The following is a 20,618-nucleotide window of genomic DNA, read 5'->3' as shown; positions in this document are numbered from 1 at the left end:
TCTCTCCTTACGCAAATGAAATTATCGTTCATTAATTTTAATTTTTACTTTTTCTTTCGGTAATTGCCATTTGATATTTTGTGGACCATTTAATTCCGCTTTTACTTCATGTTCACCAACGCCTAAATCACTAACATCTATATATAATTGAATATCGTCTTTTGTTATATCGCTTAATACATTCGGTGCCCCATAAAGCTGAACATCCATCGCCCCTTCTTGCAGATCTACAAAATCAACCGTATATTGATCTCCTAATCCTACTACATGAATCGGTACATCTTTTAATGTTTTCGATTCTTCTTTTTGTACATCAATGACTATTTTTATTTTAGAAGGATCCACACTTTTTACTCCTGCAGGCAACGGAACATTCACTTCCAATGTCTTATCTTCTGTAATTTCATCTAAATGAATCGTAATACCGTCAATAAATTCAATGGAATTGATTTTTTCTTTTGAGCCAAAAATAGTTACTTGATTTGGGATGGTTTCTATTTTTACTATACTTAATCCTTTTCGCAGTGATCCTGTCCGATTAATTTTCAGTGGAACCGTTTTGCTTGGGCTTTTAATCGGAACGGTTACTTCTACTACGGAAGGCTGGACATCTACATTAAGTACGTTGCCTCTTTTGTCATAAACGGTTACGCTCGATTCCTCTGTTACGGTATCTGTTGCCCTATCTAAATCAATTCTAGCTTTTACCGATGATATACTTTCAATTAATTCTTTGGCACCCGTAATAGTAACGGCGTTTGGTTTGACAATCGGCTTTTCAATCAAATAGCCTTCGGGCACTTTATTTTTATTGATCAAATCAACCCCGACAGGGAAATTTTTAGAAACTTTTTCTTGAATCGTTACTTTTGCGACTGAAGGGTGGATGTTGACCTTTAGTTTATCAGATATATCTTTATATTTAATTGGAACGGTATACGTTCCTAATGGTAAATTCGTTAAGTCGATATACACTTCAAAATTGCGCTGTAAAGCAGTCGGCTTAACAATACTTGCAGGCCCTTGCAAAGTGACATTCACATATTTCGGAATACCGGAGACAACTAAATTTTCCTCATCATAATAAACCACTACAGGAACATTTGTCATTGTTTCCGTATCCTCTTGTCCTACCGTATTGCGGGTAATCACTCCCGATTTTGTTTCTTTCTCAATATTCGCCGACATATAAAGCATAATCGCTAACAGTAAAGAAAATATTTTAATAAACCAATGATTGTTCATTAACTTATCCATGTTTCTTCCCCCTCCATTGCCAACGGGATGAGGAAGTCGCCTTTGTGGATGGCACTAGCTCCTTTGTAAGCAACTCCCGAAACTGCTCCGGGGTTAAATCTCTGTGTAGCTCCCCGTTTTTTGTGACCGATACCGCACCGGTTTCTTCTGATACAACAACCGTTATGCTATCTGTCACTTCACTAATTCCTAATGCAGCGCGATGCCGAGTCCCAAGCTCTTTCGAAATAAAAGGGCTTTCTGAAAGCGGCAGGTAACAGGCCGCTGCTGCGACATGGTTTTTTTGAATAATAACAGCCCCGTCGTGCAACGGAGTATTAGGGATAAAAATATTAATTAATAGTTCAGAGGAAACACGGGCATTCAAAATAATGCCTGTTTCAATATAATCTCCCATTCCTGTTTCCCGTTCAATGGAAATTAACGCGCCTATTCTCCGTTTTGCCATATATTCCGTTGCTTTAATAATCGCTTCAACCATTTTTACTTGCTCTTCGTCCTCATTCGAACTGCTTCGAGAAAACAGCTTTCCCCGTCCTATTTGCTCAAGCGCACGCCGCAATTCCGGCTGGAAGATAATAATAATAGCGAGAAACCCCCATGTGATTGCTCGATCCATTAGCCATTGCAGCGTGTTAAGACCGAGAAAGTTACTAACAATATGCACTAGTATAATAAGAATAATTCCTTTTAGAAGCTGGACTGCCTTCGTCCCGCGAATCATCATGATTAATTTATATATAACATACCAAACAACAAGAATATCGACGGCCTTGCCTAAATAACTTAAAATCGGGAGCTCTCCGAAAGGCATTTTCACACTTCCTTTATCATTCTAATTCAAACATAATTTTATTGAAACAACCCTTCTATTATAACATATCATATAAAAAAGCCATCAAAAAAGATGGCTCTCTATTCGAACGCTTCCACCGCATCCTTGATTCGTTCCTTAATATTATACCAAATCCACTCAAATACTTGGTTAATTTCTTCAATTTCTCCTGTTACTTGTCCTGCAGAAGCTAAATATTTTTCTCCATGAATCACGGTGACATTGCCCTCGACTTTCCCTTCTATCTTTATAGAACCGTTGCGAACGACAATATCTCCTTGAACGACTTCTCCTTTCGGAACAATGACAGTATGACCGCGAATAATGACATTTTCATGTGTGGAAACAGAAAATTGTTTCTGTGTGTTCCATGTGGTAAATAGACTGCCTATCGTCAACATCATAAATAACGATGCAGCGGTAATAAACGGATGGGTTTGCAGCCACCTTCTAACACGAATCATCTTTCTTTCTTTCGGTAGCTGTGCCATCACACGGGCCGTAAAATCCGAAGGAGGGGTGAGATGGGACGCATGCTGAATGAACGCGACTGTTTTCTCTAGTCCATTAAAATGATCAGCGCATGCTGAACATTGCTGCAAATGCTCCCTTAATATTTTTTCATCATGCGGCCCAATATCACCATCTAAAAAATCATGCATAAGGTTTACAATGTTATGCGGACATTTCATGTTCTTCACCCTCTCATAAATGACCCAAATGCTTTCGCAACGCTTCTCTGCCACGGTGAAGTCTCGTTTTTACCGTGCCGAGCGGCAAGTCTAAAATTTCGCTAATCTCCTGTAATGATAGCCCTTCTATATACTTCAATACAATAACACTACGATATTTTTCTGGAAGTTGTTCAATTGCTTTCTGTACTGTTTCCTGTAGCTCCAAACTTTCTAATGCTTCTTCCGGAGAAGCTTCGCTAGAGGAAAGCTGTGAATACATCGTAAGCCCATCAGTACCGCTTATCTCTTCGTCTAAATAGGCATCCGGTTTTTTCTTCCGAATCTTATCAATCGCCAAATTGGCGGCAATTCGGTAAAGCCACGAGGAAAACCTCATATTTGGATTATACGTATGAATATTAACATAAGCGCGGATAAACGCTTCTTGCGCAGCATCTTCCGCCTCATGGCGATTTCCTAGCATACGATAACATAAACGGTATATTTTATCTTTATAAAGATCTACAATATCAGCATAGGCATTTTGATCGCCTTTTTTGACCGCTTTTATACGTTTTTTCACAAATATCTCCATAATAATACGTACCCCCGCTCACTGCGGCTACAGTGTATTACGTTCACAAATAAAAAAAGTTTCATGCAAACATGCACCATTTATTTTATCATATCCGCCTAATCTTTCCTAAGCAAAATAAAAACAGCAGATTCTGTAAAATCTGCTGTTTTTACACCGTTACACCAGCTTTTCTCCAAAAAGGGACCCCATCAATCCTACAGCAACAGAAGCAGTCTTATTGCGCTCATCTAAAATCGGATTCACCTCTACAAATTCCGCTGATGTAATTAGTTTTGCCTCTGCGAGCATTTCCATTGCCAAATGGCTTTCACGATAAGTAAGACCACCGATAACTGGCGTACCCACTCCCGGTGCATCGTTCGGATCAAGTCCGTCTAAATCAAGTGATAAATGCACTCCATCCGTTCGTTCTTTTAAATATGCAATCGTTTCTTCCATTACTGTCGTCATGCCGAGACGATCTATTTCATGCATCGTATATACTTTAATCCCTTTTTCACGGATTAACTGCTTTTCCCCTTCGTCCAGAGAGCGAATGCCAATAAGAACAATGTTTTCAGGTTTCACTTTTGGGCTATAACCGCCGATATTCGTCAAATACGGATGTCCTAAACCAAGACTCACAGCCAGTGGCATGCCATGAATGTTTCCGGATGGAGAGGTTTCTGGCGTATTTAAATCACCATGGGCGTCATACCAAATAACTCCTAAATTCTTATAATGCTTCGCAATACCAGCTAATGTACCAATGGCAATGCTATGATCACCGCCCAACACGAGAGGGAAGCGCCCCCTTTTGATCACTTCGTCCACTGTTTTTGCTAATTTTTCATTTGCTTCTGCAACCGCTTTCAAATTTCGTAAGTTGGGCTGTGATCCTTCATCATCAGGATGTTCTGTTTTTCCAATTGGAATATCGCCTAAATCTTCAATTTCATAATGAAGACGTTCTAACCTCTCGATTACCCCTGCATAACGCATGGCACTCGGCCCCATATCTACACCACGACGTGTCTGCCCTAAATCCATCGGTACACCAATAATCGATACCGTCTTCATGTTTCCCTCTCCTTCCCATTGTGCTACTTCAATTGTAGACAAAAATATCATATTGACTCAACTCGACAGTTTTTTGAATATTTATTCTTATAAAAAAAGAACAGTCTGCAATCACAATAAACAAAAAATCCCACTTCGTTTTTTCCGAAGTGGGATGTTATATCAATGGAGCCTATCGGGATCGAACCGATGACCTCCTGCGTGCAAAGCAGGCGCTCTCCCAGCTGAGCTAAGGCCCCAAACTATCTTGTTGTAAAAGAGCGGAAGACGGGACTCGAACCCGCGACCCCCACCTTGGCAAGGTGGTGTTCTACCACTGAACTACTTCCGCATGACAATGAGCCATGGAGGACTCGAACCTCCGACCCTCTGATTAAAAGTCAGATGCTCTACCTGCTGAGCTAATGGCTCGTGTAGTAAATGAAAACACTCCATGTTTTTGTTGCCTCTTCCTCTGCTAGCCAATTCAAAGATGTTGGATGCGTCGGGACAATTCATAGCGAACTCATAGAAGCTTTGCTCATTGCTTCCCTGCTGAGCTAATTAATGGGATTATGGCTGGGCTAGCTGGATTCGAACCAGCGCATCACGGAGTCAAAGTCCGTTGCCTTACCGCTTGGCTATAGCCCAATAATATTGGAGTACCTAATGCTACCGAAAAATATTATTTCACATAACTTAAAAATTATACTTCATTTCAGCTAATTACTCTATGTATAAGGTGGTGGAGGGGGACGGATTCGAACCGCCGAACCCAAAGGGAGCGGATTTACAGTCCGCCGCGTTTGGCCACTTCGCTACCCCTCCATATTATGATGCCGGCTGCAGGACTTGAACCCGCAACCTACTGATTACAAGTCAGTTGCTCTACCAATTGAGCTAAGCCGGCATAAGAAAGAAGTATTGACATATATACTTAATTTTTTGTGTCCCTTCCTCTTCTCGCTTATTCAGCGAAGTGATATGCGTCGGAACAACTCGCAGGGAATTCACGGAAGCTTAGGCTCGTCTCTACCAATTGAGCTAAGCGGGCATTAAAAATGTCGTGGTGGAGGATGACGGGATCGAACCGCCGACCCCTTGCTTGTAAGGCAAGTGCTCTCCCAGCTGAGCTAATCCTCCACAAAAAGAAAGTGACCCGTACGGGATTCGAACCCGTGTTACCGCCGTGAAAGGGCGGTGTCTTAACCACTTGACCAACGGGCCAAAAAATCACAATACGAAAGCTTCCAACCGGGCTTGAACCGGTGACCTCTTCCTTACCATGGAAGTGCTCTACCAACTGAGCTATGGAAGCATGGCTCCGCAGGCAGGATTCGAACCTGCGACCAATCGGTTAACAGCCGATTGCTCTACCACTGAGCTACTGCGGAATAACGGGTTGTTGGTTTATACTCAATTTTTTCGTTGCCTCTTCCTCTACAAGCTTTTTCAAAGAAGCTGGATGCGTCGAGGCAACTCGCAGCTTATTCATAGAAGCTTATGCTCGTTGCTTCCCACTGAGCTGCTTTGGAATATTCAACTTGCCTAGCAACGACCTACTCTTGCAGGGGCGCTGGCCCCAACTACCATCGGCGCTGGAGAGCTTAACTTCCGTGTTCGGGATGGGAACGGGTGTTTCCTCTCCGCTATTGTCACTAGGCAAGTTATCAGCCAAATATTATTATATCCAAATAAATAATCTTGTCAAGAGTGAAATTTCATTCCCTCAAAACTAGATAACCGTCTGTTTGGAAGAAGCCGTTTTGCATAGGCGGCTTCCGCTTTTCCGTTGTCTAGCTCCGGTGCCTAGCTCTCTTGCGCCAAATAACCTTCTCCCTTGAGGTGCAAGCACCTCTACGGGCGAAGAACATTTGGCTTCGAGAGCTAAGCGCGCACCTCCGCTTTTCCGCTTGGTTAAGTCCTCGATCGATTAGTATCCGTCAGCTCCACGTGTCGCCACGCTTCCACCTTGGACCTATCGACCTCGTCATCTTCGAGGGATCTTACTCGCTTGACGCGATGGGAAATCTCATCCCCGTCCGCCGCTAACCGAACAGAAGCAAGCTTCCGTTCGGTCCGCTCGACTTGCATGTATTAGGCACGCCGCCAGCGTTCGTCCTGAGCCAGGATCAAACTCTCCAAAAAGAAAGTTGATTGGCTTCTTTTCAGCTTCAGCGCCGACACCGCAAGGTGTCGCTCGCCTTCGCTTTTCGTATTGTCTAGCTTCAGCGCCTAGCTCTCTTGTGCCAAATAACCTTCCCCCTCGAAGTGCAAGCACTTCAGCGGGTGAAGAACATTTGGCTTCGAGAGCTGATCGCGGCGCTTCAGCTTTTCGTTGTGGACGCTTCGTTTTGTTCAGTTTTCAAAGAACATTTTTTCCTCTTTGCGACCTTTTTATGCTAACACATTCATTAATAAGATGTCAATATTATTTTCGCTATCACTTAGCGACGTTAAACAATTTACCATAGCAAATTTTTATTGTCAATACTTTTTTATGTATTTTTTACCCGTGGTGCTAGATAAAATCAAACAAGCATAAAAAATAGCTCTTGCCTGGCGAATCTCCTGTAGAATGAAAGTGCGACCTACCATTCGAAAGGAGAATCCCCATGCAAGAGCACTTTCATTTTACCCGTTCGAAAAAATCAGCGAATTCGCCAATCGGACGCATGGAAACAGTGGATGAAGCGAAAACGTAAAGTGGTGGAAACCGTGTTTTCGATTTTAGTCGATTCGTATCGGATCACCGAGATTCGAGCGAACTCGGTTTCTGGATTTGAAACGGCACTGGATGGTATTTTACTGGCTTACTCGCTTGTTGTTCTTGGGCTAGTTGAGCGTTAAGACTCAACTAGCACCACGGGTGTATTTTTTATTAATATGTTTATCGGGATCAAGAATAAAACATGGTTTGAAAATATTTTTCATAACACCCGGGGTGACAAGCATAAGATGGTGACAGAACAACTTTAGGATAAAGGGGGAAAAATAGTGAGTTTTTTCTATGCATTAAATGGACGTTCCTTAAAAAAGGCACTTATTATCGTTCTATCTGCATTTTTTACAGCCACTATTTTATATGCCCAAGGAATCAATAATCCCACGCTTTCTCTCTCTACTGGGCCAAAAGCGGTCTATAAAATAGAAAAAAGCAAGCATGAGGTATCACTAACATTTGATATCAGCTGGGGGGATCAAAACGCCTTACACATCCTCGATGTATTAAAACAAAATGGCATAAAAAATGCAACATTTTTTTTATCTGCCTCTTGGGCGGAACGTCATCCGAATATTGTGAAACGAATTAAAGAAGACGGTCATGAAATCGGAAGCATGGGATATAACTTTGTTAACTACACAGAGTTAGAAAGCCCGAAAATACGTCAAGATCTTATGCAGGCAAAAAAAGTATTTGACACGCTTGGAATTAAAGAAATTACATTATTGCGGCCTCCGGGCGGCAATTTTAATAAGAATGTATTAAAGATTGCTGATTCGCTAGGTTATACCGTCGTTCATTGGAGTATTGACTCAAAAGATTGGCTTAACCCTGGAGTAAAGACAATTGTTGAAAATGTCGTAAACGACATGGAAGCCGGAGATATTATTTTACTTCACGCATCAGATTCTGCTAACCAAACAGCAAAAGCACTTCCAAAAATTATTGAAGCAATGAAGGAAAACGGTTACCGTAATGTTAGCGTTTCACAACTGATCGCTAATGGCGATGTAAATAGTAAAGAAATAAACTAAACCGAGTCTCTGCGTGACTAAAGTCGCGGACTTTCGTGGTTAGTTATCCTGTAAACATAAGCACGCGCAAAAGAAAGGGAGGTATCCTCCTCCCCTTTATGACTTTGGAACACCTGTTAGTTTATGCAGTATAAGAAGCTGATAAGCGTTACAAACTAATAATGGAAATAACATTAAATAAAGCCAATCTTCATTGTTAATACGCAATGCTGGAAACCACTCAATAACCGTTACGACAACCATAAAAAATAATGCTGGTACGAATGCCCCTTTATTCGTTTGTGCACTTTTTATATAAGCAACAATAAGCCCGACAATCAAAATAAATAAAGCGACTAGTATGTAACTGACAATAGACTCCCCTTCCACAGCAAACACTTGATAGCGGAAATATACTAAATCGAAAAGCACAAACAAAATTAGCACAACTTGTACTGAGTTCCAAAGAGAGTCAGAACGAAAGATCCCAAGTCCAAAGCGATGAATGGTTAAATAGGCGAAAAACCCCATTTGACTAATGACACTAAAAATAAAGCCAACACCAATGTGCCACACTAACACCGCAATAATTTCCAATACGTCCGATCGTAAAAACAGTTTCTCGTATTCACTCCAGTTAAGTATAATCCCTATAATCGCTGTTGTTATTCCTCCAATAGCTAATGTTGTTAAAAATAAACGCACCCATTTACGGCTGTTCACAGCTTCATCCTGGTTACTAAAATCTATAAAAATCGACTCATCGCGATGGAACCAGGAAACACCGCTTGCCGCTCAGGAAACACCTGAGTTCCATCAGGAAGGGAAATTCCCTTGTCATTCACCTATTGTAAAAGACACCCCGTGGCTCGCTGTCAGCGACGGCATCTGTCGTGCACCATTCCTTCCATCGGTCAGTACACGACAACGATTTTAGCAACCAGGTCTACACCTCCCTTAGTTGAATTTGATACTGATTCATCCAGCAGAATTTGTGCAAGATGTTCCATAACGACCATTCATGTTCTTGTTTGAAATTTTCGATTTTTTGTAACATCATGATTAAATATTGGCGTTGTTTCTTGCCGCTTTTCGATTGCTTGTAGGATTCTTCCATCGACCCTAACACGGCAATCAAATGACGCTTCACTTTCGTTTTTATGATGTCCATGAGTTCTTTTGGCAATCGTTCCTGATGCCCTAACCCCCGTCTGCCAATCACCAAAGCGGCACTTTCATGAACGGATAACCCATACTTTTTCATACAACTGATTCGAGCGCAAATCTTTCCATTCTTCGTTCGTGATTTTTCCTTTCAAGCGCTTGTAAAAGTTTTGTTTTCCGCCAAAAATCACACGTGGAATCGTCCCTTGGTCGAGATGGTGCTTTAGCTCATCTTCTTTCGATTTCCATTTTTCTAATCGTCGGTGTAATCCGTCTAAACACGTTTGAAGATCGACTTTTTTCGGTGTTTTTCTTCCATGTTGGTAGTCATCGATTTTCTTTTCGGTTTTTTCGATTTTCGCCTGCACATCCTCTAAGCGCATTGGAAGCAACTCACGTTGAGAAGAAATCAACGATTGTGCAAGCAAGACCGCATCTTCGGCATACCGTTTGTTGAGCTGAAATTGGCGCAGAAGGTGCTGGATGAGGTCTTTGGCGTTCCTTCCCTCCAGCAAACGGTTGAACGCGTATCGCTTCGCGGAACCAAAGACGCGCATCAACTCATCTAATGAGCGAAGGTGTGTTTCATCATTGGAAACAATTTTCATCACCCGAACCGTTTTCATCCCCTTGCCTTCCCCCTTGTTTGGATCCTTAAGAACATATATTCGCTAAATCTTCTTCCTTTCCTTTTTACATGAGGAAGGGGAGATGATTTTTTATCATCAGACAGGAGACGATAGAAAAGATGGAGAACATCTGCCTCTTTACGTCCAATAGCAGGAGATATTTACATGATTTTATAGATGTTTAACAAACTGCTTATACCTCCATTATTCTCAAATTCGATTCGCTTTAAATTTTATCAACGACTTAGGAATAAAGCAAATGCATATTTTTTTGACAGAAATTCATATTAAGGGTAAGGGATTTTTGCAGAAAGGAGCTTATTTACACATGAAAAAAAGCGCATTGCTCCTATTATTTAGTTATTTCCTTATCCTTAGCTCTTGTGCTCCTCAAGAAATTAGCCCACCTCCCCCGGATTACGATCAAACGAAAAAAATGGTCGTTGATATTTTAAAAACAGATGAGGGGAAAAAGGCTATTCAGGAAATTATGACGGATGAAAAAGTGAAACAACAATTAGTAATGGAGCAAACCGTTGTCAAAGAAACACTCGAACAAGTGTTAACGTCGGAAAAAGGAATAAAATTTTGGGAAAAAGCACTGCAAGATCCAAAGTTTGCAGAAAGCTTTGCAAAAAGTTTAAAAACAGGGCAAGAAAAAACGATCAAAGCGTTAATGAAAGACCCTGAATATCAAGGGATGATGATAGATATTTTAAAAAATCCAGAAATGGAAAAAGCGATGATGGACGTGCTAAAAAGTAAAGAATTTCGCAAGCACCTTCAACAAGTCATAACAGAAACGCTGAATAGTCCATTATTCCAGGCAAAAATTCAAGACATATTAATAAAATCCGCTGAAAACATTCAGCAGGAAACAAAAAAACAAAATGAAAATCAAGAGGGAGGAGAAGGAGAGGAAAGCGGCGACGATCAGCAAGGGCAAGGAGGAAGTTAAAAAGGAGCTATCTCCGAGCGAGATATGCTCCTTTTTTCTTTAACACTTTTCAATAATTTTTCGCGCAATGTCCATATATATTTTCCCAATAGGATGATCTTCCGCATAAACAGATGGAGCGAAATCCTCATCGTTCCAATCTGGTTGTTGGAGTGGCAGCTGCCCTAAAAGCTCCGTTTGCAACTCTTTCGCAAGCTTTTCGCCGCCGCCTTTGCCGAATACATATTCTCTTTCGCCTGTTTTGCGGCTTTCAAAATAGGACATATTTTCAATCACACCGATGATTTCGTGTTCCGTGCGAAGCGCCATTGCACCTGCGCGCGCCGCGACAAACGCCGCTGTCGGATGCGGGGTAGTAACAATGATTTCTTTACACGAAGGCAACATGGTATGTACATCTAACGCAACGTCCCCCGTTCCCGGAGGCAAATCTAATAATAAATAATCTAAGTCGCCCCATTCGACTTCTTTGAAAAAGTTGTTTAACATTTTTCCTAACATTGGACCGCGCCAAATAACAGGAGCGTTATCTTCGACGAAAAAGGCCATGGAAATAACTTTTACGCCGAATCGTTCAACCGGAATAATTTTATCGCCGCGCACGGTTGGTCGTTCGACAATGCCCATCATATCCGGAACACTAAACCCATAAATATCGGCATCAATCAGCCCTACTTTTTTCCCAAGACGAGCGAGAGAAACAGCAAGGTTCACGGAAACGGTCGATTTTCCAACGCCGCCTTTTCCGCTAGCAATTGCAATGTATGTCGTTTTCGATGTTTCCCCTTGATATTTTGCTACTACTTCTTCAGGGAGCTGCGCAAACCGCAAACCGACCGAAGCAGCGCCAGCATCTTTTAGTAGCTGAACAATCGTTGTTTGGATGCGAAGCTGCTCGGCTGTCCCTGTTTTTGCTAATGCGATTTTGACGCTGACGTGCTTTTTATCTTCCTTGATTTTAATTTCTTGAATCGCATTTGTTTCTTTAAACGTCTTGTTTAAAAATGGGTCTTTTATATTTTCTAACAATCCTCTTACATCATTTTCTGTGAGCATCGGCCATCACCAATCCTTATGTATGTATTCCCTTTCATACTTTTACTATAACATATATAACCATTGCGTATCTATCATGTAAAAAAAAGGAATCCTCCCTATTCAGGAGGATTTTTTTCATTCGAAAAATATCGCAGTACCCCTTTATATATCGATGCCGCTAGCTTCGTTTGATAACGGTCAGAAGCTAAAAGTTCCCGTTCCTCTGGATTAGATAAAAACCCCACTTCGACAAGCGCACCTGGTTTTTTCGCATATTTCAACAAATAAACGGTATCGATTATTTTGGCAGTACGATTTGTATTTTCAAGATTGCGCCGCAATTCCGCTTGGATAAACTTAGCGATCCGTTCATTTTCGATCAGCGAACCGTAATAAAACGTTTGCGCCCCACGCCAACGCGGAGAGGGAATGGCATTAAGATGGATACTAATAAATAAATCTGCCTCCGATTTATTAATCAACGCAACACGTTTTCGTAAATCTTCCGCCTTTCGACGGCTATAGCCACGTGTGTCTTTATCGGCAAGGTCGCTGTCCGTTTCCCTTGTCATCAACACGAGCGCACCTTGCTGCTGCAAGTAGTCTCGCAATTTCTCCGCCACTTTCAGCGTCACTTCTTCTTCTACCACATCACCGCCGACAGCTCCTCCGTCCGGCCCGCCATGACCAGGATCTAAAATGATAATCCTTCCAGAGAGAGGGAGGTTCCACGATTTAGTTGAAGTCGTATTCGCAAAGATATATTGGAAAAGAACAATAACAATAATGGAACTAATGAGAGCACCCAACCATTTTACTTTCATTGTTTCTCCTCCTGCGTTTCCCCTTCTCTATCTTATATGGGACAAGAGGCAAAAATAGAACTTTTTAGTGAAGTTTCAGACGTCGACGTTTTTTTCCTCTTTCAAATCCTTCCGTCCACCAATAAACAACGTAATGTTCACAGGCATAATAAAGCGACTCATTGGCTAAACCATCATCAATGTTTCCCCAAAAGCAAAGAAAATCAAATAATGTATCAATGAAATATTTTTCTTCTTGCGCGCACCGTTGTCTTACACTTTCTGCTGGTTCTCCATAGTAACCGAATCGACTGTAGTTCGCACCAAGTAAATACGCTTCAATAGCGATATCGATACATCCTTCTTCAATGACGGTGGGAATGCACGGTACATTGGATAAAAAGGACTAAAATGCTTGATCGCCTTTGTTTTCAGCTTTTCGAAAGACAACTCACGCAACATTTTTCGTTCATATAACATTTGTTTTTCCTGCTTCTTTTCTTTAAATGAAGTGATCACACTCATGTTCTTTCACACCCCTTTAGGATGTAGTTTTTAACGATTCATCCTAAACATGCGTGAATAAAAAAAGAGGGAGAAAAGAAAAAAATCCCAGCCGATATCGGCTGGGATTTTTGGAAAAATACCATTAACGTTTTGAGAATTGTGGAGCGCGACGAGCACCTTTAAGACCGTATTTTTTGCGTTCTTTCACACGAGCATCGCGTGTTAATAAACCTGCGCGTTTTAATACTGGACGGTAATCTGGATCTACTTGCAATAACGCACGAGCGATTCCATGGCGAATCGCGCCTGCTTGGCCAGAGAATCCGCCGCCTTTTACGTTTACTAACACATCGTAATTTCCTAACGTTTCTGTTAATACTAACGGTTGTTTCACAACTTCGATCAACGCTTCCGATGGAATATAGTCACGAATGTCACGATCGTTAATCACAATGCGTCCGTCGCCTGGAACGAGGCGCACACGTGCGACAGAGGTTTTACGACGGCCTGTGCCATAATATTGTACTTGTGCCAAAATAATGCCCTCCTTCTATTGATTATCCGCGAAGTTCATAAACTTCTGGTTTTTGTGCTTGATGTGGGTGTTCGCTTCCACGATATACGTGCAATTTTTTAAACATTTGACGACCTAAGCGACCTTTTGGAAGCATTCCGCGTATAGCTCTTTCAAGCATTTGCTCTGGATAATTTGTACGCATTTCTAACGCCGTTCTTACTTTTAATCCGCCTGGATGCAAGCTATGACGATAGTATAGTTTCTTTGTTAATTTCTTTCCAGTTAGTTCAATTTTCTCAGCGTTGATAATGATGACATGATCACCACAATCCACATGTGGTGTGAATGTTGGTTTATGTTTGCCACGCAAAATGGCTGCTACTTCACTTGCAAGGCGTCCTAACGTTTTACCAGCAGCGTCGACAACGTACCATTTACGTTCTACTTCATTCGGCTTCGCCATATAAGTTGTACGCATACTTTTCCCTCCTAAATAAAAAATCAACGAACATCATCTATTTATCTCAACACGATTACTTTCCGGGGCTAATCGTGGAAAAATACATACCATATGATATAATATCTCTTTAGCATATCAATGTCAAGAAAATGTTACACCAGGACTAGTTGTCATAATATACTTTCCATAAATATAATCCTTGCGGTGGAGCCGTTTTGCCAGCAAACTGGCGATCTTTTGCCTCAAAAGCGTGTGAGATACTATCTATACTCCGTTTTCCTTGCCCAACTTCCAAAATCGTTCCAACGATAATCCGCACCATATTATATAAAAACCCGTTGCCAATAAAGCAAAATTCCAATAAATCATCATGCATCGCCATATCTGCTTTATAAATCGTGCGTACACGATCATCAACATCCGTCTTTGCTGAACAAAAGCTAGTAAAGTCATGCGTGCCCTCTATAAGTCGCAATGCATGTCTCATCGCTTCCATATCAAGTGGATAAGGGTAATGATAGCAATAATTACGTAAAAATACGTCACGTTCTTGGGCAATTCGTACTTTATATCGATATTCTTTTGCTTTGGCACTAAAACGCGCATGAAAAGAAGGATCTGCTTCTTGTACATCTTTAATCACTATATCATCCGGTAACTGGGCATTTAATGCTTTTTTCCATTGATCTGGAGAAAGCGATAAGAACGTATCGAAATGAATTACTTGCCCGTATGCATGAACACCCGCATCTGTCCTTCCTGAAGCAGTAATACGAATCGCTTTCCCTTTATGCATTTGTTCGAGCACTCGTTCTAACTCGCCTTGCACCGTTCGTTTGCCAGGCTGAATTTGGTAACCGAAAAAATGTGTACCGTCATAGGAAAGCGTACATTTGATCCGTTTACTCATTTTTCTCACCCTGTTATGAGCGTAGTATAAACAAAACAACTGCTAATAATAACACTGCCGCTAAAAAAGCTGTATCTGTCCATTTCCATACAAGCAGGCGAAATTTCGTCCTTCCCTCGCCGCCGCGGTAACCGCGTGCCTCCATCGCGGTCGCCAATTCTTCGGCACGTTTAAACGAACTGATAAACAATGGAACAAGCAAGGAGACGATTGCCTTGATTCTTTCAGAAAACGGCCCCCCTGTAAAGTCGACACCGCGTGCGGTTTGTGCTTTTATAATTTTCTCCGTCTCTTCCATTAACGTCGGGATAAAGCGAAGCGAAATAGACATCATTAGCGCCAGTTCATGGACAGGGACGCGCATTTTCTTCAACGGCGCCAGTAGGCTTTCCACTCCGTCAGTCACTTCGATCGGGGTGGTTGTTAAGGTTAATAAAGTAGTAATAATAATGAGCAGCAGAAAACGCAGCGAAATAAAAATTCCTTGCTTGACGCCGCCTTCGTAAATCGAAAAGGAACCAATTTGGTACAGCACATCTCCTTCTTTTGTCATAAAGACATGCAGCAAAAAAGTAAAGACGATAACCCATATAATCGGTTTTAAACCTTTAATCACAAACGATAACGGAATGCGCGATAATGCTAAAAGACTAAACGTAAATATCGTTAAAACAGCATAAGTAGCACTATTATTCGCTAGAAAAACAATGAATACGTATATAAAGATGATTAGCAGTTTCGCGCGCGGATCCATGCGGTGAATCACGGAATCGCCTGGTACATATTTGCCGATAATCATGCTATTCATCATGGGCGTTCACCTTGGAAAATAATTTTTGAATGGCGTCTACGGTCTGCTCGATCGTCAAACACGGAGACGGCACGGTGATCCCTAACTTTTTCTCCAATTCTTTTTTTAGCCGCACTGTCTCCGGCACATTGAGCCCAATTTCCGCCAAAGAATCGCTATCTTGAAAAATTTGCTGTGGTGTCCCCGTTTTCCACACTGTTCCTTTATGCATGACAATCATATAATCTGCGTATGCGGCAGCATCTTCCATACTATGAGTAACTAACACAGTCGTCAGCTGTTTTTCACGATGAAGGCGATAAAACATTTCCATAATTTCTTTGCGGCCGCGTGGATCTAAGCCAGCAGTTGGTTCGTCTAACACAATCACATCAGGTTCCATCGCAAGCACTCCGGCAATCGCAACACGGCGCATTTGCCCGCCGCTTAAATCGAATGGTGATTTGGTTAGTACGTCTTCTGAAAGCCCGACTAACTTAATAAGCTCCTTTGCTTTCTTTTTTGCTTCCTCCTCAGGAACGCCAAAATTCATTGGTCCGAAACATATATCTTTCTCCACCGTTTCCTCAAACAGTTGATGTTCCGGAAATTGAAAGACAATGCCAACTTTTTTGCGGAGCGGTTTTAAGTCCGTTTGTCGTTTTTTATTCGTAATCGTTTGATTTCCTATCATCACTGTTCCGCTTGTCGGCTGAAGCAAACCGTTTAGATGCTGAAGCAGCGTTGATTTTCCTGAACCAGTATGGCCGATAACCGCCACATAAGAGCCGCTTTCAATCATGATGTCTACATCGTACAACGCTCGGCGGGCAAACGGTGAGTTGGCATTATATACATGCTCTACCTTTTGGAATATAATGTCCATAATTCTTCTACCAACTCCTCTATCGTAAAGTAGCTTGAAGATAGCGGGATTCCGCACTGCTTCAGCCGGTCTCTTACTTTTACCGCAAACGGCAAATCTAAACCAATTCGTTCTAGTTTTGTCCCAAGCGCAAAAATTTGTTTCGGCGTTCCTTCTGCCATGATTTCTCCCCTATTCATAACAATAACGCGATCAGCCTTAGCGACTTCCTCTAAATCATGGGTAATGGACAATACAGTGATACGTTGCTTTTTGTTTAAATCACGGACCGTGTCTAATACTTCCTGCCTTCCTTTCGGATCTAGCATCGATGTTGCCTCATCTAAAATGATGAGATCTGGCCGCAATGCAAGGATGCCTGCAATCGCAACACGTTGTTTTTGACCACCAGAAAGGTGATGCGGTTCATGATGCAAAAACTCTTCCATACGAACTAGCTGTATAGCTTCATGCACTCTTTTGACCATTTCATCGCGAGGAATTCCATTATTTTCAAGAGCAAAAGCGACATCATCTTCTACCGTTGTTCCAACAAACTGGTTATCGGGATTTTGAAATACCATGCCAACACGGCGACGAATCTCCCAAACCGTCTGTTCATCGAGTACAGTGTGAAATAGTTTAATCACACCGCTTTCCGGTCTTAACAACCCGATAAGCAATTTAGCGATCGTTGATTTTCCTGAACCGTTATGACCGACAATCGCTAGCCATTCCCCGCGTTTCACTTGAAAGGTAACGTTTTGTACCGCGTAATCTGACTGATTCGGATATCGAAAGTATAGTTTTTCTACTGATACAATGGTTTCTTCCATCATTTCTTCCCCTTGTCTCTGACATTCTCATCTCTACTCTACTAAAAAAGGGCAAATAAAAAAAGGGCATAGATCCAGTTCAAAACAAACTGTCTCGCCCTTGTTAGCCAACCGAATCGTTTTATACTAACTCGATAATCACCATTGGTGCCCCATCACCACGACGAGGACCAAGTTTCATAATACGAGTGTAACCGCCTTGGCGATCTTGGTAACGCGGTGCAATGTCGCTAAATAGCTTTTGAAGTGCATCTTGACCTGTTTCGCTATTTGCTACTTCTTTACGGATAAATGCAGCAGCTTGACGGCGTGCATGCAAATCACCGCGTTTACCAAGCGTAATCATTTTTTCAACAACAGAACGCAATTCTTTTGCGCGCGCCTCTGTTGTTTCGATACGCTCATTAATGATTAAATCTGTTGCTAAATCACGAAGCAATGCTTTGCGTTGAGCGCTTGTACGTCCTAATTTTCTGTATGACATGAAGTGTCCCCTCCTTTTTAGCATTTTCACTACAAATCTCATTTCAGAAATGATACTTTATACGATCAAGTCTATTTTTAGAAACGTAAGCGTTCATGTATCTAGTAACATGAAAATACTAGTTAAACAAACGTTAACTAGTCATCTTTACGCAAACTGAGACCGAGTTCAGCAAGCTTTGCTTTTACTTCTTCGAGAGATTTGCGACCGAGATTGCGCACTTTCATCATATCTTCTTCCGTTTTTTGCGTAAGCTCTTGAACGGTGTTAATACCAGCACGTTTTAAACAGTTGTAGGAACGAACAGAAAGATCAAGTTCTTCAATTGTCATTTCGAGCACTTTTTCTTTTTGATCTTCCTCTTTTTCTACCATGATTTCGGCATTTTGTGCTTCGTCTGTTAGGCTAACGAAAATATTTAAGTGCTCGGTCAAAATTTTTGCGCCGAGAGCAATCGCTTCTTTTGGTCCAATGCTCCCATCTGTCCACACATCTATCGTTAACTTATCATAGTCTGTCACTTGACCGACACGCGTATTTTCTACTTGATAAGAAACGCGTGAAACCGGTGTATAAATCGAATCGATAGGGATAACGCCTATTGGCTGATCCTCGCGTTTATTGGCCTCAGCTGGAACATACCCACGCCCTCGTTTTGCTGTCATTCTCATGCGTAAGCGCCCGCCTTCTGCTAACGTAGCAATATGAAGGTCCGGGTTTAAAATTTCTACATCGCTGTCGTGAGTAATATCAGCAGCTGTGACAACTCCTTCGCCCTGTGCATCAATTTCCAACGTTTTTTCTTCGTCAGAATAAATTTTCAACGCTAATTTTTTTATATTTAAAATAATTGCTGTCACATCTTCTACGACGCCATCAATCGTTGAGAACTCATGCAGCACACCATCTATTTGAACCGATGTCACAGCAGCACCAGGGAGTGAAGACAATAGGATACGACGTAAGGAGTTACCCAAAGTTGTACCATATCCACGCTCAAGCGGTTCGACAACGAATTTGCCATATTTGGCATCTTCGCTGATTTCAACCGTTTCGATTCTCGGTTTTTCAATTTCGATCATTAGTTATTATACCCTCCTTCAAAACGTCGAAACCCCGACCAAACGATAAACGCCTAATCGAAATTCCCCCATGAATAAGTTCCCAAATGTGCGAATGGCTGAGCAAAACTTCCCTGTAATTTAATACTTATCATATCCCATTATTGACAAGGATACAAATTCTATACAGGGGTATTACACACGGCGACGTTTTGGCGGACGGCATCCATTGTGCGGTATAGGAGTTACGTCTTTAATTGCTGTAATTTCTAATCCAGCTGCTTGTAATGCACGAATCGCTGCCTCACGACCAGCACCAGGGCCTTTTACATTTACTTCTACTGTTTTCATTCCATGTTCCATGGAGGCTTTTGCAGCTGCTTCTGCTGCCATTTGTGCCGCAAACGGCGTCGATTTACGAGAGCCTTTAAAACCTAATGCTCCAGCACTTGACCAAGCAATCGTGTTACCGTGAACGTCAGTAATTGTTACGATCGTATTGTTAAATGTTGAACGGATATGCGCAATACCAGTCTCAATATTTTTTCTTACACGGCGTTTGCGTGTATTTGTTTTACGTGCCATTCGTGGAATTACCTCCTTTGCTTAATTATTTTTTCTTGTTTGCTACTGTACGGCGTGGACCTTTACGTGTACGAGCATTGTTTTTCGTATTTTGACCGCGAACTGGCAAGCCGCGACGATGACGAATACCGCGATAGCATCCGATTTCGATTAAACGTTTGATATTTAGCGATACTTCGCGACGAAGATCTCCTTCTACTTTCAAACGACCAACGATTTCACGAATTCTTCCTAGTTCTTCTTCTGTCAAATCACGAACGCGTGTATCTTCGGAAACGCCAGCCTCCGCTAAGATTTTTTTAGCAGTAGATTTACCGATTCCGTAGATATATGTTAACGAAATGACTACACGTTTGTCACGAGGAATATCTACACCTGCAATACGTGCCATACTATACACCTCCTTAAAGATTACCCTTGTCTTTGTTTATGTTTTGGATTTTCGCAAATTACCATAACTTTGCCACGTCTACGAATAACTTTGCATTTTTCGCAAATAGGTTTTACAGATGGTCTTACTTTCATGTCCTTTAACCTCCTTATTGATGCGGAGTCCTTTATTTATAGCGGTACGTGATCCGACCGCGAGTCAAATCATACGGAGATAATTCTACCGTAACTTTATCTCCTGGTAAAATTCGAATGAAGTGCATGCGAATTTTGCCAGAAACGTGTGCCAATACCGTATGACCGTTTTCTAATTCCACACGGAACATGGCATTGGGCAATGTTTCGACAACGGTGCCTTCCACTTCAATTACATCGTCTTTAGCCATCGAACGGCTCTCCCTCCTTCGAATGAGTAACATAGTGTTAGGAAAAAACCGAACGCATACTATATCTACGAATTGCTACACGACCAGTCTCCATC

General features: G+C 41.7%; 24 protein-coding genes, 10 tRNA genes, 1 rRNA gene, 2 pseudogenes and 1 other annotated feature. Of the genes and pseudogenes, 3 read left to right on the top strand and 34 right to left on the bottom strand.

Features of this window, described 5'->3' with window-relative positions; all coding sequences use genetic code 11:
- Window positions 1-21: 21 nt before the first annotated feature.
- The 16 genes from B9L23_RS00955 to rrf all read right to left on the bottom strand — a co-directional run bounded on the left by B9L23_RS00955 (window position 22) and on the right by rrf (window position 6,065).
- Window positions 22-1,257, bottom strand: a complete 1,236-nt coding sequence (locus tag B9L23_RS00955; RefSeq protein WP_012748921.1) for a CdaR family protein — start codon at window positions 1,255-1,257, stop codon at window positions 22-24.
- Window positions 1,250-2,071 carry a diadenylate cyclase CdaA gene (gene cdaA / locus B9L23_RS00950; protein ID WP_062756465.1) on the bottom strand — a complete coding sequence of 274 codons (822 nt, stop codon included), beginning with the start codon at window positions 2,069-2,071 and terminating at the stop codon, window positions 1,250-1,252. The genes B9L23_RS00955 and cdaA overlap by 8 nt, the downstream gene beginning before the upstream one ends.
- A 101-nt stretch (window positions 2,072-2,172) precedes the next feature.
- Entirely contained in the window at window positions 2,173-2,784 is a 612-nt protein-coding gene (rsiW, locus tag B9L23_RS00945; RefSeq protein WP_062678980.1) for an anti-sigma-W factor RsiW, read from the bottom strand.
- A gap of 13 nt (window positions 2,785-2,797) precedes the next feature.
- Window positions 2,798-3,361, bottom strand: a complete 564-nt coding sequence (gene sigW / locus B9L23_RS00940; RefSeq protein ID WP_089096711.1) for an RNA polymerase sigma factor SigW — start codon at window positions 3,359-3,361, stop codon at window positions 2,798-2,800.
- A 159-nt stretch (window positions 3,362-3,520) separates the two neighbouring features.
- Window positions 3,521-4,423, bottom strand: a complete 903-nt coding sequence (rocF, locus tag B9L23_RS00935; RefSeq protein WP_012748917.1) for an arginase — start codon at window positions 4,421-4,423, stop codon at window positions 3,521-3,523.
- A 166-nt stretch (window positions 4,424-4,589) separates the two neighbouring features.
- Window positions 4,590-4,662 (bottom strand) — tRNA-Ala (locus B9L23_RS00930).
- A 20-nt stretch (window positions 4,663-4,682) separates the two neighbouring features.
- Window positions 4,683-4,754 (bottom strand) — tRNA-Gly (locus tag B9L23_RS00925).
- A 7-nt stretch (window positions 4,755-4,761) separates the two neighbouring features.
- Window positions 4,762-4,834 (bottom strand) — tRNA-Lys (locus B9L23_RS00920).
- 144 nt (window positions 4,835-4,978) lie between these two features.
- A tRNA-Gln gene (locus B9L23_RS00915) sits at window positions 4,979-5,053 on the bottom strand.
- A gap of 92 nt (window positions 5,054-5,145) precedes the next feature.
- A tRNA-Tyr gene (locus tag B9L23_RS00910) sits at window positions 5,146-5,230 on the bottom strand.
- A gap of 9 nt (window positions 5,231-5,239) precedes the next feature.
- Window positions 5,240-5,312 (bottom strand) — tRNA-Thr (locus B9L23_RS00905).
- A gap of 157 nt (window positions 5,313-5,469) precedes the next feature.
- Window positions 5,470-5,545 (bottom strand) — tRNA-Val (locus tag B9L23_RS00900).
- A 12-nt stretch (window positions 5,546-5,557) separates the two neighbouring features.
- Window positions 5,558-5,629, bottom strand: a tRNA-Glu gene (locus B9L23_RS00895).
- Between the two features lie 18 nt (window positions 5,630-5,647).
- Window positions 5,648-5,720, bottom strand: a tRNA-Thr gene (locus tag B9L23_RS00890).
- Between the two features lies 1 nt (window position 5,721).
- Window positions 5,722-5,796: transfer RNA gene (locus B9L23_RS00885), tRNA-Asn, on the bottom strand.
- 152 nt (window positions 5,797-5,948) lie between these two features.
- Window positions 5,949-6,065: ribosomal RNA gene (rrf, locus tag B9L23_RS00880) — 5S ribosomal RNA — on the bottom strand.
- Window positions 6,066-6,327: 262 nt separating this feature from the next.
- Window positions 6,328-6,474, bottom strand: a sequence feature (23S ribosomal RNA rRNA prediction is too short).
- Window positions 6,475-7,030: 556 nt separating this feature from the next.
- On the opposite strand from rrf, the pseudogene B9L23_RS00875 reads away from it, so the two are divergent.
- A pseudogene (locus B9L23_RS00875) lies at window positions 7,031-7,252 on the top strand (transposase); the annotation flags it as partial.
- 147 nt (window positions 7,253-7,399) lie between these two features.
- Window positions 7,400-8,161: a polysaccharide deacetylase family sporulation protein PdaB gene (gene pdaB / locus B9L23_RS00870; RefSeq protein ID WP_081189983.1), complete on the top strand. Its 762-nt coding sequence runs from the start codon at window positions 7,400-7,402 to the stop codon at window positions 8,159-8,161.
- A 96-nt stretch (window positions 8,162-8,257) separates the two neighbouring features.
- On the opposite strand, the gene B9L23_RS00865 is transcribed toward pdaB, so the two are convergent.
- From B9L23_RS00865 to B9L23_RS00860, 3 genes are all read right to left on the bottom strand, one after another.
- Window positions 8,258-8,863 (bottom strand): KinB-signaling pathway activation protein, encoded by a 606-nt coding sequence (locus tag B9L23_RS00865; RefSeq protein ID WP_012748915.1) that lies wholly within the window; start codon window positions 8,861-8,863, stop codon window positions 8,258-8,260.
- A 223-nt stretch (window positions 8,864-9,086) separates the two neighbouring features.
- Window positions 9,087-9,362 (bottom strand): hypothetical protein, encoded by a 276-nt coding sequence (locus B9L23_RS20820; RefSeq protein WP_158268578.1) that lies wholly within the window; start codon window positions 9,360-9,362, stop codon window positions 9,087-9,089.
- 13 nt (window positions 9,363-9,375) lie between these two features.
- Entirely contained in the window at window positions 9,376-9,930 is a 555-nt protein-coding gene (locus tag B9L23_RS00860) for a transposase (RefSeq protein ID WP_081189185.1), read from the bottom strand.
- A gap of 331 nt (window positions 9,931-10,261) precedes the next feature.
- On the opposite strand from B9L23_RS00860, the gene gerD reads away from it, so the two are divergent.
- The gene (gene gerD / locus B9L23_RS00855) at window positions 10,262-10,891 is read left to right on the top strand and encodes a spore germination lipoprotein GerD (RefSeq protein WP_062756081.1); all 630 of its coding nucleotides are present in this window, start codon (window positions 10,262-10,264) and stop codon (window positions 10,889-10,891) included.
- A gap of 39 nt (window positions 10,892-10,930) precedes the next feature.
- Here the strand turns inward: gerD and B9L23_RS00850 are convergent, their stop codons facing one another.
- From B9L23_RS00850 to infA, 15 genes and pseudogenes are all read right to left on the bottom strand, one after another.
- Window positions 10,931-11,947 (bottom strand): Mrp/NBP35 family ATP-binding protein, encoded by a 1,017-nt coding sequence (locus B9L23_RS00850; RefSeq protein WP_012748913.1) that lies wholly within the window; start codon window positions 11,945-11,947, stop codon window positions 10,931-10,933.
- Between the two features lie 98 nt (window positions 11,948-12,045).
- The gene (cwlD, locus tag B9L23_RS00845) at window positions 12,046-12,753 is read right to left on the bottom strand and encodes an N-acetylmuramoyl-L-alanine amidase CwlD (protein ID WP_062756047.1); all 708 of its coding nucleotides are present in this window, start codon (window positions 12,751-12,753) and stop codon (window positions 12,046-12,048) included.
- 64 nt (window positions 12,754-12,817) lie between these two features.
- Window positions 12,818-13,257 (bottom strand): annotated as a pseudogene (locus B9L23_RS00840) (YbaK family protein).
- A gap of 124 nt (window positions 13,258-13,381) precedes the next feature.
- Entirely contained in the window at window positions 13,382-13,774 is a 393-nt protein-coding gene (gene rpsI, locus B9L23_RS00835; protein WP_062756051.1) for a 30S ribosomal protein S9, read from the bottom strand.
- Window positions 13,775-13,796: 22 nt separating this feature from the next.
- A complete protein-coding gene (gene rplM / locus B9L23_RS00830; protein WP_012748909.1) occupies window positions 13,797-14,234 on the bottom strand; it encodes a 50S ribosomal protein L13 in 438 nt (145 codons plus the stop codon).
- 145 nt (window positions 14,235-14,379) lie between these two features.
- Window positions 14,380-15,126, bottom strand: a complete 747-nt coding sequence (gene truA / locus B9L23_RS00825; RefSeq protein WP_089096710.1) for a tRNA pseudouridine(38-40) synthase TruA — start codon at window positions 15,124-15,126, stop codon at window positions 14,380-14,382.
- A 13-nt stretch (window positions 15,127-15,139) separates the two neighbouring features.
- Entirely contained in the window at window positions 15,140-15,937 is a 798-nt protein-coding gene (locus tag B9L23_RS00820; RefSeq protein ID WP_012748907.1) for an energy-coupling factor transporter transmembrane component T family protein, read from the bottom strand.
- A complete protein-coding gene (locus B9L23_RS00815; protein ID WP_062756053.1) occupies window positions 15,927-16,802 on the bottom strand; it encodes an energy-coupling factor ABC transporter ATP-binding protein in 876 nt (291 codons plus the stop codon). The genes B9L23_RS00820 and B9L23_RS00815 overlap by 11 nt, the downstream gene beginning before the upstream one ends.
- Window positions 16,778-17,617, bottom strand: a complete 840-nt coding sequence (locus B9L23_RS00810) for an energy-coupling factor ABC transporter ATP-binding protein (RefSeq protein WP_062756055.1) — start codon at window positions 17,615-17,617, stop codon at window positions 16,778-16,780. Before B9L23_RS00810 ends, B9L23_RS00815 begins: the two co-directional genes overlap by 25 nt.
- 121 nt (window positions 17,618-17,738) lie before the next feature.
- The gene (gene rplQ / locus B9L23_RS00805) at window positions 17,739-18,101 is read right to left on the bottom strand and encodes a 50S ribosomal protein L17 (RefSeq protein WP_012748904.1); all 363 of its coding nucleotides are present in this window, start codon (window positions 18,099-18,101) and stop codon (window positions 17,739-17,741) included.
- A 137-nt stretch (window positions 18,102-18,238) separates the two neighbouring features.
- Entirely contained in the window at window positions 18,239-19,183 is a 945-nt protein-coding gene (locus B9L23_RS00800) for a DNA-directed RNA polymerase subunit alpha (RefSeq protein ID WP_012748903.1), read from the bottom strand.
- Between the two features lie 174 nt (window positions 19,184-19,357).
- Window positions 19,358-19,747: a 30S ribosomal protein S11 gene (rpsK, locus tag B9L23_RS00795; protein ID WP_003247621.1), complete on the bottom strand. Its 390-nt coding sequence runs from the start codon at window positions 19,745-19,747 to the stop codon at window positions 19,358-19,360.
- Between the two features lie 25 nt (window positions 19,748-19,772).
- On the bottom strand, window positions 19,773-20,138 hold the full coding sequence (gene rpsM, locus B9L23_RS00790; RefSeq protein WP_012748902.1) for a 30S ribosomal protein S13: 366 nt from the start codon (window positions 20,136-20,138) through the stop codon (window positions 19,773-19,775).
- Window positions 20,139-20,158: 20 nt separating this feature from the next.
- Entirely contained in the window at window positions 20,159-20,272 is a 114-nt protein-coding gene (gene rpmJ / locus B9L23_RS00785; RefSeq protein ID WP_003247619.1) for a 50S ribosomal protein L36, read from the bottom strand.
- A gap of 32 nt (window positions 20,273-20,304) precedes the next feature.
- Window positions 20,305-20,523, bottom strand: coding sequence for a translation initiation factor IF-1 (gene infA, locus B9L23_RS00780; protein WP_003247618.1), 219 nt, complete (start codon window positions 20,521-20,523; stop codon window positions 20,305-20,307).
- Between the last annotated feature and the right edge of the window lie 95 nt (window positions 20,524-20,618).

Origin of the sequence: Parageobacillus galactosidasius (genome assembly GCF_002217735.1) — a bacterium.
Classification (GTDB): Bacteria; Bacillota; Bacilli; order Bacillales; family Anoxybacillaceae; genus Parageobacillus_B; species Parageobacillus_B toebii.
Note: the sequence above shows the minus strand (reverse complement) of the source record. Positions and strands in the feature narration are given on the sequence as shown.